Genomic DNA, 14,735 nt, shown 5'->3' on the forward strand with positions numbered 1-14,735 from the left:
CTCATTCCTGAAGAATACGCTGCTTGAACGTGCGCGGGATGGCTTGTACGCCGGGCCGGTAGTCCGACTGTTCGATGGCTGCCAGTGCCAGCGCGAGGGCTTTGTCGGCGATCAACTGGTGTTGCTGGGCCATGGCGTTGACCGGCAGCGGCAGGAAGTCCAGCAGCTGGGTGTCACCGAATGTGCCGAGGCGCAGCGGGCGGTTCTTCAACGGGAAGTCGTGCAGCGCATCGAACACGCCCTGAAGCAACACGTAGGAGGTGGTCACCAGCGCATCGGGCAAATGGCCCAGACGCAGCAGCAACTCTTCCATCAATTGTTTGCCGCACTCGCGGCTGAAGGATTCGCCTTCTTCGATCAGTACTTCGCCGTTGAACCCGGTGAGGGCCTCTTTGAAGCCCGCGGCACGTTCCCGGCTGATGCTCAGTTCCGGGCGGGCACCGATCAGGGCGATCTGTTTGGGCAGCGGCTCCAGCAGGCTGCGGGTCAGTTGCAGGCTGGCCTCGCGGTCGTCGCTGATCACGGAGCAGAAATGCTCGGGCTCCATGACCCGGTCGATGGCAATGATCGGTATGCCCTTGGCTTGCAACTGGTGATAGCTGTCATCTCCGGCCGGCAGGCAGCTGGCAACGATCAGCGCGTCGCAGCGCCGGGCACGGAACAGTTGCAGCAATTGCCGTTCGCTGTCCGGGGCATCGTCGGAACTGGCGATCAGCAGCTGATAACCGCGGGCGCGGGCGCCTTGTTCCAGTAATTTGGCGATTCGCGCGTAACTGGGGTTTTCCAGATCCGGCAGAATGAACCCCAGCGTGCGCGTGTGTCGGCTGCGCAAGCCGGCGGCCTGTGGGTTAGGCGTGAAGCCATGTTGTTCGACGACCGCGCGCACGCGTTCGACGGTGGCGCTACTGATGCGCTGTTGTTCGGCCTTGCCATTGATGACATAGCTGGCGGTGGTGACGGACACACCGGCCAACTGGGCAATATCACTGAGTTTCAACCCGCTGTTTCCTTGTTTTTTCGAGATTGCCTCGACATTTTCGTCAATCCTAACCGATTAAGGCAGGCGACCATTGTCGCAACGCATCCGACAAGTTGAGCTTCAAGGATGGGACATTATCGAGTAACGTGCCATTCATTCTAGATTAAACGTTTCAGCAAGCGTATTTTCTACGTTAAAGGCGCCTTTGGCCGGTTCTGCCGTGAAACCGCCAAAAGTGACGACCAAGCGCCTGAGCTGACTCATTCAAAACAATACCTGGCACCCCAAGGCGCCAAAAAGGAGAAAGCATGCTCGAGCTCACTGTAGAGCAGATTTCCATGGGCCAGTCGGCCGTGGATAAGTCCGCAGCGTTGCAATTGCTGGCCCGGCATCTGGTCGCCGACGGCCTGGTTGCCGAGGGCTATCTGGCCGGTTTGCAGGCGCGGGAGGCCCAGGGCTCGACCTTTCTCGGTCAAGGTATTGCCATCCCCCACGGCACCCCCGAAACCCGCGACCTGGTGTTCACCACCGGTGTGCGCCTGATGCAGTTCCCCGATGGCGTGGACTGGGGTGACGGTCATATCGTTTACCTGGCGATCGGTATCGCCGCCAAATCCGATGAGCATCTGCGTCTGTTGCAATTGCTCACCCGCGCGCTCGGTGAGACTGACCTGGGCCAGGCCCTGCGTCGCGCCGGTTCCGCTGAAGCGCTGCTGAAATTGCTGCAAGGCGCGCCGCAGGAGCTGGCGCTGGATGCGCAGATGATCGGCCTTGGTGTGGCGGCCGAAGATTTCGAAGAGCTGGTGTGGCGCGGCGCACGTTTGCTGCGGCAGGCCGACTGCGTGAGCAATGGTTTTTCCGCCGTGCTGCAACAGGTCGAAGCGCTGCCGTTGGGTGATGGCCTGTGGTGGCTGCACAGCGAGCAAACGGTGAAGCGCCCCGGCCTGGCCTTCGTCACCCCGGACAAACCGCTGCGCTATCTCGGCCAGCCACTCAATGGACTGTTCTGCCTGGCCAGCCTCGGTGAGGCCCATCAAACCCTGCTCGAGCGCCTGTGCGCCTTGTTGATCGAAGGGCGTGGCCATGAATTGGGGCGCGCCACCAGCAGCCGCAAAGTCCTCGAAGTGCTCGGTGGTGAAGTGCCCGCCGACTGGCCCAGTGCGCGCATTGCCTTGGCCAATGCCCACGGTTTGCATGCGCGGCCGGCGAAGATCCTCGCGCAACTGGCGAAAAGTTTTGAGGGTGACATCCGCGTGCGCATCGTCGACGGCCACGACAGCGCGGTGTCGGTGAAGAGCCTGAGCAAACTGCTCAGCCTCGGCGCCCGTCGCGGGCAGGTCCTGGAGTTCATCGCCGAACCGGGCATCGCGGCGGATGCGTTGCCGGCCTTGTTGGCCGCCATCGAAGAAGGCCTCGGTGAGGAAGTCGAGCCGCTGCCGCCAGTCAGCCAGGCACGGGAGGTCGTTGCCGATATGGCCGAAGTGATCCTCGCCCCGCTATCCGGCAGCGTGGTCCAGGCCATTGCCGCCGCCCCGGGCATCGCCATCGGTCCGGCGCATATTCAAGTCCTGCAAACCATCGATTACCCGTTGCGCGGTGAATCCGCCGCCATCGAGCGTGAACGTCTCCAGCACGCACTGGCGCAGGTGCGCCGGGACATCCAGGGATTGATCGAGCGCAGCAAAAGCAAAGCCATTCGCGAAATCTTCATCACCCACCAGGAGATGCTCGACGACCCGGAACTGACCGACGAAGTCGATACGCGTCTCAAGCAGGGCGAAAGTGCCGAGGCGGCGTGGATGGTCGTGATTGAAGCGGCGGCCCGGCAGCAGGAAGCGTTGCAGGATGCCTTGCTCGCCGAGCGCGCTGCCGACTTGCGCGACATTGGGCGTCGGGTTTTGCTGCAACTCGGTGGTATCGAAACCCCGAGCGAACCGGATCAGCCGTACATTCTGGTGATGGACGAGGTCGGCCCGTCCGACGTCGCGCGTCTGGACCCGGCTCGCGTGGCCGGGATTCTCACCGCACGGGGCGGGGCTACGGCGCACAGTGCGATTGTTGCCCGGGCCCTGGGCATTCCAGCACTGGTCGGCGCCGGCCCCGGCGTGTTGCTGCTGGCCCCGGGTACGCCACTGCTGCTCGATGGCCAGCGTGGGCGCCTGCATGTGGACGCAGATGCGGCGACCTTGCAACGCGCCACGGCCGAACGCGATACCCGCGAGCAGCGCTTGAAGGCAGCGGCCGAGCAACGCCACCAGCCGGCACTGACCACCGACGGCCATGCCGTCGAAGTGTTCGCCAATATCGGCGAGAGTGCCGGCGTCACCAGTGCGGTGGAGCAGGGCGCCGAAGGTATCGGCCTGTTGCGCACCGAACTGATTTTCATGGCCCACCCGCAAGCGCCCGACGAGGCGACCCAGGAAGCCGAGTACCGCCGCGTCCTCGACGGCTTGGCCGGGCGGCCGCTGGTGGTGCGTACCCTCGATGTCGGTGGCGACAAACCGCTGCCGTACTGGCCGATTGCGAAGGAAGAAAACCCCTTTCTCGGCGTGCGTGGCATTCGCCTGACCTTGCAGCGCCCGCAGATCATGGAAGCGCAACTGCGTGCCTTGCTGCGGGCTGCCGACAACCGTCCGCTGCGGATCATGTTCCCGATGGTCGGCAGCGTTGACGAGTGGCGCCAGGCCCGTGACATGACCGAACGTCTGCGCCTGGAAATCCCGGTTGCCGACCTGCAACTGGGGATTATGATCGAAGTGCCGTCGGCGGCCTTGCTGGCGCCGGTGCTGGCCAAGGAGGTCGACTTTTTCAGCGTCGGTACCAACGACCTGACCCAATACACGCTTGCCATCGACCGTGGCCATCCGACGCTGTCGGCCCAGGCCGATGGCTTGCATCCGGCGGTGCTGCAACTGATCGACATCACCGTGCGCGCGGCCCATGCCCACGGCAAATGGGTCGGCGTGTGCGGCGAGCTGGCAGCCGACCCGCTGGCGGTGCCGGTACTGGTCGGCCTCGGGGTGGATGAGCTCAGTGTCGGCGCGCGCAGTATTGCCGAGGTCAAGGCGCGGATTCGCGAACTGGGCTTCACTCAGACTCAAACCCTTGCCCGACAGGCCTTGGCCGTGGGCAGCGCCAATGAAGTGCGCGCACTCGTGGAGGCCCTGTAATGGCACGGATTCTCACCCTGACCCTCAACCCGGCGCTGGACCTGACCGTCCAGTTGCCGTGCCTTGAAGCCGGCCAGGTCAATCGCAGCGATGTCATGCACACCCACGCCGCCGGTAAAGGTGTGAACGTGGCGCAAGTACTGGCCGACCTCGGGCATCAGTTGACCGTCAGTGGTTTCCTTGGCGAAGACAACCTGCAAGCGTTTGAAACGCTGTTTGCCAAACGCGGTTTTGTCGACGCCTTCATCCGCGTTCCCGGAGAAACCCGCAGCAACATCAAACTGGCGGAAAGCGACGGACGCATCACCGACATCAACGGACCGGGGCCGCAGGTCAGCGAAGCGGCACAGCAGGCCTTGATCGAACGACTGGAGCAGATTGCCCCGGGTCACGATGCGGTAGTGGTCGCCGGAAGCTTGCCCTTGGGCGTCAGCGCGCAGTGGTTGCAGGCGCTGATTGTGCGCTTGAAGACGCTGGGCCTGAACGTTGCCCTCGACACCAGCGGCGATGCGTTGCGTGCAGCGCTCAAGGCGGGACCCTGGTTGATCAAACCCAACGCCGAAGAGTTGGCCGAGGTGCTGGACTGCGAGGTCGTGTCGGTCAGTGCCCAGGCCTTGGCGGCGGAGCGTTTGCACGCCCAGGGCATCGAGCACGTGGTGATTTCCCACGGCGCCGAAGGCGTGAACTGGTTCAGCGTCGGCTCGGCGCTGCATGCCACGCCACCCAGGGTCAGCGTCGCCAGCACGGTGGGTGCGGGTGATTCGTTGCTGGCGGGGATGCTCCACGGTTTGCTCAGTGCCGATACGCCGGAGCAAACCTTGCGCACTGCCACGGCGATTGCCGCGATGGCAGTGACCCAGATCGGATTCGGCATTGGCGATGCGGCGCAACTGGCGCAGCTCGAACAGGGTGTGCGCGTGCGTCCCCTGACAGAACAATAAGAGGGTTTGTCATGAAGTTAGCCATCATTACGGCCTGCCCGAACGGCATGGTCACCAGTGTGCTGTGTGCCCGGCTGCTCGATGCCGCGGCCCAGCGTCAGGGCTGGAGCACCAGTGTCGAAATCAACGATGCCGCACATCCGGAAAAGCAACTGTCGGCGGCCACCCTCGACACAGCCGAGTGGGTGCTGCTGGTGACCAGCGCGCCCGTGGACATGGCGCGATTTGTTGGCAAGCGGGTGTTCCAGAGCACCCCGGCCCAGGCCCTGCAAGACGTGGAAGCCGTGCTGCGACGTGGTGCCCGGGAAGCGCAGGTTTACGCCGCTTCTGAAGCGGTCGTTGAACCAGTGGCTGTAGCCCAGAACGCGCCGCGACTGGTGGCCGTCACCGCATGCCCGACTGGCGTGGCGCACACGTTCATGGCCGCCGAGGCTTTGCAGCAAGCGGCCAAACGCCTGGGTTATGACCTGCAAGTGGAAACCCAGGGCTCGGTCGGTGCGCGCAATCCACTGAGCGCAGCGGCGATTGCCGAGGCCGATGTGGTGCTGCTGGCGGCCGATATCGAAGTCGCCACTGAGCGTTTCGCCGGCAAGAAAATCTATCGCTGTGGCACCGGTATTGCCCTCAAGCAAGCCGAAGCAACCTTGAAAAAGGCCTTGGCCGAAGGCCAGCAGGAAAGCGCATCAAGCGCGGCCAACACAACGGTCAAACAGGAGAAGACGGGCGTCTATAAACACCTGTTGACCGGCGTGTCGTTCATGTTGCCGATGGTGGTCGCGGGCGGCTTGCTGATCGCCTTGTCGTTCGTCTTCGGCATCACCGCGTTCAAGGAAGAGGGTACGCTGGCGGCGGCGTTGATGCAGATCGGCGGCGACACTGCGTTCAAGCTGATGGTGCCGCTGCTGGCAGGCTATATCGCCTATTCCATCGCCGACCGTCCGGGCCTCGCACCGGGGATGATCGGCGGGCTACTGGCGAGCACCCTGGGTGCCGGTTTCATCGGCGGGATCATCGCCGGTTTCCTCGCCGGTTATGCGGCCAGGGCGATCAATAAATACGCGCGTTTGCCCCAGAGCCTTGAGGCGCTGAAACCGATCCTGATCATTCCGTTGCTGGCGAGTCTGTTTACCGGTCTGGTGATGATCTACGTGGTCGGTAAGCCGGTGGCCGGGATGCTCGCCGGGCTCACGCATTTCCTCGACAGCATGGGCACCACCAACGCAATTTTGCTGGGTGTTTTGTTGGGCGGCATGATGTGCGTCGACCTCGGCGGGCCGATCAATAAAGCGGCCTATGCCTTCTCGGTCGGCTTGCTGGCCTCGCAGAGTTACGCGCCGATGGCGGCGACCATGGCCGCCGGCATGGTGCCGCCGATTGGCTTGGGCATCGCCACGTTCATTGCCCGACGCAAGTTTGCGCAGACTGAACGCGAAGCCGGTAAAGCGGCGCTGGTGCTGGGGCTGTGCTTTATCTCCGAAGGGGCGATTCCGTTTGCCGCGAAAGATCCGTTGCGGGTGATTCCGGCGAGCATCGCCGGCGGTGCGCTGACCGGTGCGCTGTCGATGTATTTCGGCTGTAAATTGATGGCGCCCCACGGAGGTTTGTTCGTGCTGGCGATCCCGAATGCGATCAACCATGCGCTGTTGTATCTGCTGGCGATTGTCGCGGGGAGTCTGTTGACGGCGGTGGTGTATGCGCTGGTCAAACGGCCGGAAACGGTGGAGCTGGTGGTAGAACCGGTCGCCGCCTGACCCCTGTGGGAGCGAGCTTGCTCGCGATTGCAGTGTTTCAGTCGACATAAATGTTGAATGTGAGACGGCTATCGCGAGCAAGCTCGCTCCCATAGGGATCTATGATGTTGGCAGTTTTTGTGTCATCCCCGAGTCATCCAGCGATGCTTTGGTTTTCCACTGAAGGGGGGGACACCATGAGCGATTTCAACCTCGAGCGCCGTCGTGTCATGCAAGCGGTCGGCGCCGGGCTGTTGTTGCCGGGGCTGGCGCCGGCGGTGATCGCTTCGGTCAAGGATCGGCCGCAACTCACCGACGGCGTGCAGTCCGGCGACCTGCTGGGTGACCGGGCGATCATCTGGAGCCGCTGCGACCGCCCCGCACGGATGGTGGTGGAGTGGGACACCCGCAGCCTGTTTCCCGACCCTCGGCGATTCGTCTCGCCCCTGGCCGATGCTCGCACCGATTTTACCGCCCGGGTCGAACTCACCGGGCTGCCCGCCGACCAGGCAATTTTCTACCGAGTGCAATTTGAAGACGCCCAGAGCGGCGTTGCCAGCGAACCCTGGTTCGGTCACTTGCGCAGCGTGCCGCAGACCCGGCGCGACATCCGGTTTGTCTGGAGTGGCGACACAGCCGGCCAGGGCTTCGGTATCAACCCGGACATTGGCGGCATGCGCATCTACGAGGCGATGCGCCGGCGCCTGCCGGACTTCTTTATCCACAGCGGCGATACCATTTACGCCGACAACCCGATCCCGGCGCAGCTCAGCACGGAAGGCGGCCGGGTGTGGCGCAACATCACCACCGAGGCCAAGAGCAAAGTCGCCGAGAGCCTCGATGAGTATCGCGGCAATTACCGCTACAACCTGATGGACGAAAACATTCGCCGTTTCAATGCCGAGGTCCCGCAGATCTGGCAGTGGGACGACCACGAAGTGATGAACAACTGGTCACCGGGCAAAAAGCCGGATGCACGATACCAGAGCAAAGATATCCACAGCCTGGTGGACCGCGCACGCCAGGCCTGGCTCGAATACGCGCCGATGCGCGTGCAGAGTGCCGAGGGTGGCGGGCGGATCTATCGCAAGCTCGGTTACGGGCCGCTGCTGGATGTGTTCGTGCTGGACATGCGCAGTTATCGCGGAGCCAACGACGACAACCTTGGCGAAGCCAGGCCGTTTCTCGGGCGTGGGCAACTGGACTGGCTCAAGCGCGAAATGCAGGCCTCGAACGCGCAATGGAAAGTCATCGCCGCTGACATGTCCATCGGTCTTGGCGCGCCTGACGGTGAAGTGAGTCCCGGTGTCACGCGGTGGGAGGCGGTGGCCAACGGTGACCCCGGTCCGGCCCAGGGGCGCGAACTGGAAATCGCCGAATTGCTCGGTTTCCTGCGGGCGCGACAGGTGCGCAATTTTCTGTTTCTGACGGCGGATGTGCATTACTGCGCGGCCCATCATTACCACCCGGATCGGGCGGCGTTCCAGGACTTTGAACCGTTCTGGGAGTTCGTTGCAGGGCCGTTGAATGCGGGCAGTTTCGGGCCTGACTCGCTGGATAAGACCTTTGGCCCTGAAGTGGTATTCGAGAAGGCCTCCCCTGTGCAAGACGCCTCGCCATTTGCCGGATTTCAGTTTTTCGGCGAGGTGAATATCGATGGACAGACGGGGGAGTTGAACGTGGTGTTGCGCGATCTGGATGGCGTGTCGGTGTTCGAGCAAAAACTGGCACCGCGTGACTCGGTAGTTGCTCACTATGTGGGAAATGATTTTCGCACAAAAAGCTGATGCTGGAAGTTGAGGGGATATTTGTTATTACTGTCGAGTACGTGGGCTGGGTGTTGAAGTGTAGATGTTGATTGAAGTTTCAGTGATTCTCGTTATTCGCTGAGTTAGATGTTTTTTGCTGGGGTTTTATTCTGGTTTGCTGGTTATCACATTTTCATATATTTCATTTCTTGATCGATATTGGAGGGTTGCTTACTTTCTTTTCTTAATTTGATGGCGAATAAGCAGGCTATGAACGTTAAAAGGTCTGGTTAAGCGTCAAACTTTAGAGAGGAATCGCTATGTCCGCTGTATTGTGGGAAAAGAGCCTGGAGGGCAAAAATGAAGATGAAGTTGCAAATCTTGCAGCCGTCGTCCCCCAATCGCTGATGTCCTTGTCGACCGGGGCCACGAGTGACATTACCCGCCCAAAGGGGTTGATACTGACCAAAGCCCAAATCATTTCACTGCGAAAGTACGAAGCCGTAGGGTTGGCACTTCCGACCAACGAGCGATCCCTTGCGACCTATCTGAGTTTTGGCGACGAAGACGGTGGCAAGGGTTTCACAACCGAAGACTTTCTCGCGTCTTTTACGAAGATAAACTCGCATGCCAGTTTGTGGTCCCCCCTGCGCTCTCGCATCATGCTGACGGGAACCCATTTGAATGTGTTTGCTTTGAGCATGGAGGTATACCTTACGTCGGTCGAGGAGATTTTCGCTGATATCAAGCTTGCAAAGGCGTTGGGCACACACAAAATCACCAACTACAAGGAATTGCGTGACTGGGAAGTGAAAGAAGGCAAACCGTTCCCGGATCTTGCATTGGAAGAGGACACCATCCCGAATCTGGGGGATGTTCTGGATCTGATCTTCGAACAGGTCAAGGAGCATCTGCAGACGGCCGTTGAAATCAAAACCGATCTGAATACGTTTAGTCGGCAACTGACTAATGATGTCATTCCCACGATCAAGTTGCTGGCACTGGCTCTCGAGAGCAATACGTACGCGGCGGATATCGAGAGTTTGAATTACGAGATCAAGGAGCGCGCTAATCAGATTGATGAGTTGAATAAAGAGTACAAGGCGCTGGTCATGAAGTCGCTTGAGTCGGCGAGCAAGTTTTCGCCCATAGGGTTGGGGGTTGCCATCTATATCGGAGTCGAAGCTGAAAGTGTTCGATCCCGGCGCAATGATCTGAGCCGCCTCCAGGAAGCGGCCATCAAGAGCCTTGAGAGCAAGTCCAAGACCCTGGGCTCGATCGCACGGATCAGAAGTGACATGCAGGATATGCAAACGGTCGCTCTGGATGCTGAAGTGGCGACAAATAACGTGGTTCATACTTGGAATGTGCTCCATACCTACATCGAAAGCTCCGGAAAAGCGATCTCGAAGATCGAAGGCGGCGTTCGGTTGCTAGCCTTCATTACTCAATTTCGCTTGGTCGCTGCGCCATGGCGCGCAATCCACGACAATGCTGATGAGCTAGTTGAATTATTCCGTGAGGCGGAAGTGGAATACATGAGGGAGCACGGTTTTCAAGGAAAAAGATCAAGGAGGTCTTTAATGCAAAGTGATATGTACCCTGGCGTGCAAACCGATGTCTTGCAGGGCAGCAGTTCGAAACTGCGTAACAGTGCAGTGGAAGCAAAGTTGTTGTTTATGAAAACTGATTATCTTCCGGACTTGAGTGAAAAGTTTAAAGCACTTTCGGTCGATATTTCGAGCTGCTCCAATGTGGTCAGGGAAAAGGCTCTGAAAACCGAATTTCTACTTAAGTCCACGCTTGGACAGTTGATGTCGCTCGATGAAGAGCTGCAAGAAGGTTCCGAAGAGGTCGATGAAATTCATGGGGAGCAGGCTGTGTTGTTAAACGAGGCACAGGCATCCGTCGGTGAAATCTCCAACTCGTTGAGTGAGAGCCTCAAGAATATCAACGCAGACTACGACGAGACGACGGTGCAGGGATTCAAGGCCTCGTTGATGAATGACGTGTCAGAGCGTGAAGTCGTACTGGAACGTTTGAATTCCAGCCTGACTGATCTTGAAGAAAAACGTGCAGTCATCAACGAAGCAGTGGATGAACTCAATAAACTCGGAATTTCCGGTATTACCAAAAATATCGAACTGAGTGTCGAGGCGGTCAAGAAACTCGGTGCCAAGCCATCTCAGCTTGATCTTGTGCTGGCAGCGATCGAAAAAGTGAAACAGGACCTGGAGGGCGCAGTCAGGAGTGTTTCCTTTGTCTTGATGGTAAAACAGAATCAGGTACTTCGTGATAAGACGTTGGAGGTGCAGGCGCAAATCGCTGCCGAAAAACACAGCGCACGAATCACTGCCGACAAGATCAAGCTGATCGAAGTTTTTGGCGAGATGAATGAGCAGCGCAAGCTCTACGTGGCAGAGTTCGACAAGATCGACAAAACAGTGTCGCGTTTCCTGAGCTCGATGAAGGCTCATCAGGCTATGCCATTGAGTAAGCAGATTTCAGAATTTTTCTCTACCGCCAATGGTTTTGTCGGTTACCTGAATCAGCTTTCTTATCTGTAAGTATTACGTTTCACACCGACCTTGAATGGCCGTGCGTCAAGCCTCTCGATGCACGGCATCTTAATGATTGTATTGCTCGGGATTGAATATTCGCAGGAGACGCCCATGAGCGACGAGAGCAGGGATGTCTTGTTTTTTCAGGAAGATGATTTTATTTCGTTGCGCGCATATAAATTGTTCTTGAACGAGGTGCTCCACAAGGATTTCATCACTCACTCCACCCCAGAGACATCAAAGGTGCTAGGCGCCTATGCGCAGAAGTTAAGTGAAGAGGCTGACGCCGATCTCTCCAGATTTCAGTCCCTGGTGGATGATGTGGAGCCGCTACGGGCGGGAGTGCTGGCCTGCGTCGATCAAGCCCGAGATCTTCGGCAGGTTTTCATCGAGGCCAAGCCAGGCGTGACGCGTTATCGACGGGTGCCTGTTGATACTTTGGGGTGCGCTCCGTTCGACCTCCACCAACCTCACCTTGCCATTTGCAGCCTTTACAACGTTTCCGGAGTCGTGAGCTTTTTCATTGACGAGTGCCGCACCCACCTGAAAACAGTTGAACGGTACAGATTGAATGTCTCCTCGATGGAGCGAGGGATTCATCCAATGTTCTACCGCATCGTTGCCGCAAGAAAACAAAAAATAGAGGCGTACGGCTACTCACCGCATAAGGCTCCTTCGGGTTCCGGGACCTCCCCCTTCGATTTCAGGAGGCCGTACAAAGGCGATCCTGAACCGCAAACGCTGGAGCTGTATCGTTTGACAGGCATTTACGCGTCCTCCTCTTCCGCACTCTTCAACTTCGGCAATTTTCTGAACAGGATTCAGCTGTTATTGACGGTGATGATTGACAGGCTTTCCTCGATATCAGCTTCATCGACGTATTCGACATTGCTCTTGGTACTGAACCTGGTTGCCAGCTTGCTGACCCCACTGCAACTGCGGATAGACAGGTTGCAGGAGTGGTCAGACTTCATGCGCCATAAAGGTAAGTATGCTGTTGAAGAGCAATGAGCAAAGTGGAGTTGTAGCCGGATGAGATCCGGCTGCACTCAGTAGACGTCGCGGCGATAACGGTTTTGTTCGATAAGCGTTTCTACCTGCGATGCTCCGAGGACTTCCTGCAACACTTGATCAACCCCGGTGGCCATCCCCTGCATACTGCCGCAGATATAAATCACCGCACCCTCTGCCAGCCATTTTTTCAGTTCCTCGGCCGACTCCTTCAAACGATCCTGCACGTAGATCTTCTCGGCCTGATCCCGCGAGAAGGCCAGGTCGAGACGCGCCAGATCACCGTTGATCAACCACTCTTCCAGTTCCGCGCGGCAGAGGAAATCGTGCTCACGATTACGCTCGCCAAACAGCAGCCACTGACGCTGTTGACCGTCAGCAATCCGCGCCTTGAGCAAACTGCGTAACCCGGCCAGACCCGTGCCGTTACCCAGCAGAATCATCGGCACCGGTTGGGTCGGCAGATGGAAACCGCTGTTGCGCCGCACGCGCAGGCTGATGGAACTGCCCACAGGGGCGTGTTCGGTCAACCAGCCAGAACCGACGCCGAGGTTGCCATCGGCATGCACTTCCTGGCGCACGATCAGTTCCAGCACGCCATCGGCCGGGATTGACGCAATGGAGTATTCGCGCATGGCCAGCGGCACTAGGGCCTCTGCCAGCGCCTGCGCGTGCAGGCCGACCAGATGGGCGCGGTTCTCCGGCAACTGGCGGCTGGCCAGGGCCTGTTCGAGGGTTTCCTCCAGGCCGTTGAGCTGCACCTTGGTCTCACCGTGAATCCCCAGGCCGTCGAGGAAGTGCTCGATCGCCCATGGGCAATTGCGCGGCAAGACTTCCACCAGGTCACCGGCCAGCCAGCTGCTGGTGGTGGGTGGCTTGAGGCCCAGCAAGTACACAGGGGATCCGCTGCTGTCCGGGTTCAGCAGTTCACGACGGGCGAGGGTCCAGTTGTCGTAGCTCGGCGCTTGCCAGGTGTCGACGGGCGCGTGGCCGGTCAGCAGGCCCAGTTGCTGTTGCCAGTGACGCAACGCGTAGGGATCGCCGCTGTCCACTTCCACCGGGGCGAACAAGGTCGTGCCGCCGTGTTCGCCGAGCCAGGTGTGCAGGCGTTTGGCGAATCCGCAGAAGTGTTGATATTGCCGGTCGCCGAGGCCGAGGACCGCATAGTTCAGGCGCTCCAGGCTTGGCGTACGGCCCAGCACCTTGCGTTCGAACCCCCTGGCGCTGTCCGGCGCTTCTCCATCACCGAAGGTACTGACGACGAACAGTGCGTTGTTCGAGTCCTGCAAATCCTGTTCGCTGACGTCCGCCAGCGGCTGCACCTTCACTGGCAGGCCCGCGGCCTGCAATTGCCCGGCGGTCTGCCAGGCCAGTTGTTCGGCAAACCCGCTCTGGCTGGCGAAACCGATCAGCCAGGCCGGTGCGTCATCAGTGGGTGTTACGAGACCTTGGCGAGCGTCCTTGATCTGGCGTTTTTTGCGGCGACGATCCAGGTACAGCATCCAGCCGGTGACGAAGAACAGCGGCATGCTCAGCGCAGTGAGGGTCAGGAGGATGCGCCCGACGATACCGAAGTAACTGCCGACGTGCAGTGCATAGATGCTGGTCAGCAGTTGCGCCTTGAGACTCTTGTCGCTGTAGCGGTCAACCCGTTTGACCACGCCCGTGGCCGGGTCGAGGGTGATCTGGTTCAGCGCCCGGTCGTGGGGCGAGGTTTTCAGCAGGAAATAAACGGTCGCAGGCTGGCCGGCCACTGGCGGCATGCGCACGTTATAGGAACTGAGTTGCGGGCCGGCCGCGCTGTAGATGCTGCTCCACATCGCCGCGTAATCAGCCGTCGGTGCCGGACCTTGCGGCGCAGGGCCACGTCCGCCACGAACGCGTTCGTTCTGCGGTGAGTCGGAGAGCAACCGGGTCAGGCCCTTGTTGTACCACTCGTAGGACCAGGACAACCCGGTCAGCGCTGCCAGGAGATAAAACACCAGGCACCAGGTGCCGGCCACCGAGTGCAAGTCCCAGTTGAAGCTGCGACCCTTTTTCTTCCAGTCCAGGGTCAGCCAGGCGCGCCAGCTTCTCCACTGGCGAGGCCAGCGCAGGTACAGGCCGGACAGGCAGAAGAACACCAGGATCAAGGTGCACGCACCGGTGATCTGCCGACCCGTGTCACCCATGGCGAGGAAGCGGTGCAGTTGCAGCATCAGGCCGAAGAAATCCTGGCCGGCGGCGTCGCCGAGGAATTCGGCGGTGTACGGGTCGAAGTAGCGCATCTCGCCACGGCGCTCACCCGGCGGCGGGGTGAACCACACTTTGGCGGCGTTGCCGCTGTCGGTTTCCACGGTGAGCATCGAGACTTTTTTGCCCGAAGCGGCTTCGATGTGCTCCACCAGTTCGGCAGGCGGCAGCACACCGGCGACCTGTTTTTCGACCTGCAATACAGAAGGGTTGAGTGTGCTCAGGATTTCATCCTGAAACGACACCATCGCCCCGGTGATGCCCATCAGGGCCAGGACCAGTCCGGCGCTGATGCCGAAAAACCAGTGCAACTGGAACAGGGTTTTCTTCAACACGTCGCTCGCCTTGTTCGTTCAAGTTGAT

8 protein-coding genes are annotated in these 14,735 nt (G+C 59.6%); 6 read left to right on the forward strand and 2 right to left on the reverse strand.

Annotation, left to right across the window (positions count from 1 at the left end; all coding sequences use genetic code 11):
• Position 1: 1 nt before the first annotated feature.
• Positions 2-997 carry a catabolite repressor/activator gene (gene cra, locus KW838_RS10650; RefSeq protein ID WP_218501056.1) on the reverse strand — a complete coding sequence of 332 codons (996 nt, stop codon included), beginning with the start codon at positions 995-997 and terminating at the stop codon, positions 2-4.
• Positions 998-1,287: 290 nt separating this feature from the next.
• Between cra and ptsP the strand changes: the two genes are divergently transcribed.
• From ptsP to KW838_RS10680, 6 genes are all read left to right on the forward strand, one after another.
• Complete coding sequence (gene ptsP, locus KW838_RS10655; protein WP_218501057.1) at positions 1,288-4,149, forward strand: phosphoenolpyruvate--protein phosphotransferase; 2,862 nt, start codon at positions 1,288-1,290, stop codon at positions 4,147-4,149.
• The gene (pfkB, locus tag KW838_RS10660) at positions 4,149-5,090 is read left to right on the forward strand and encodes a 1-phosphofructokinase (protein WP_218501058.1); all 942 of its coding nucleotides are present in this window, start codon (positions 4,149-4,151) and stop codon (positions 5,088-5,090) included. The genes ptsP and pfkB overlap by 1 nt, the downstream gene beginning before the upstream one ends.
• An 11-nt stretch (positions 5,091-5,101) precedes the next feature.
• The gene (locus KW838_RS10665) at positions 5,102-6,841 is read left to right on the forward strand and encodes a PTS fructose-like transporter subunit IIB (RefSeq protein WP_218501059.1); all 1,740 of its coding nucleotides are present in this window, start codon (positions 5,102-5,104) and stop codon (positions 6,839-6,841) included.
• A gap of 176 nt (positions 6,842-7,017) precedes the next feature.
• Positions 7,018-8,607 (forward strand): alkaline phosphatase, encoded by a 1,590-nt coding sequence (locus KW838_RS10670; protein ID WP_218501060.1) that lies wholly within the window; start codon positions 7,018-7,020, stop codon positions 8,605-8,607.
• Between the two features lie 281 nt (positions 8,608-8,888).
• A complete protein-coding gene (locus KW838_RS10675; RefSeq protein ID WP_218501061.1) occupies positions 8,889-11,135 on the forward strand; it encodes an alpha-xenorhabdolysin family binary toxin subunit A in 2,247 nt (748 codons plus the stop codon).
• Between the two features lie 105 nt (positions 11,136-11,240).
• Entirely contained in the window at positions 11,241-12,140 is a 900-nt protein-coding gene (locus tag KW838_RS10680) for a hypothetical protein (protein WP_218501062.1), read from the forward strand.
• 38 nt (positions 12,141-12,178) lie between these two features.
• On the opposite strand, the gene KW838_RS10685 is transcribed toward KW838_RS10680, so the two are convergent.
• On the reverse strand, positions 12,179-14,707 hold the full coding sequence (locus KW838_RS10685) for a sulfite reductase flavoprotein subunit alpha (RefSeq protein ID WP_218501063.1): 2,529 nt from the start codon (positions 14,705-14,707) through the stop codon (positions 12,179-12,181).
• Positions 14,708-14,735 lie beyond the last annotated feature (28 nt).

The sequence above is a fragment of the Pseudomonas sp. PDM27 genome (assembly GCF_019219205.1).
Taxonomy (GTDB): Bacteria; Pseudomonadota; Gammaproteobacteria; order Pseudomonadales; family Pseudomonadaceae; genus Aquipseudomonas; species Aquipseudomonas laurylsulfatiphila.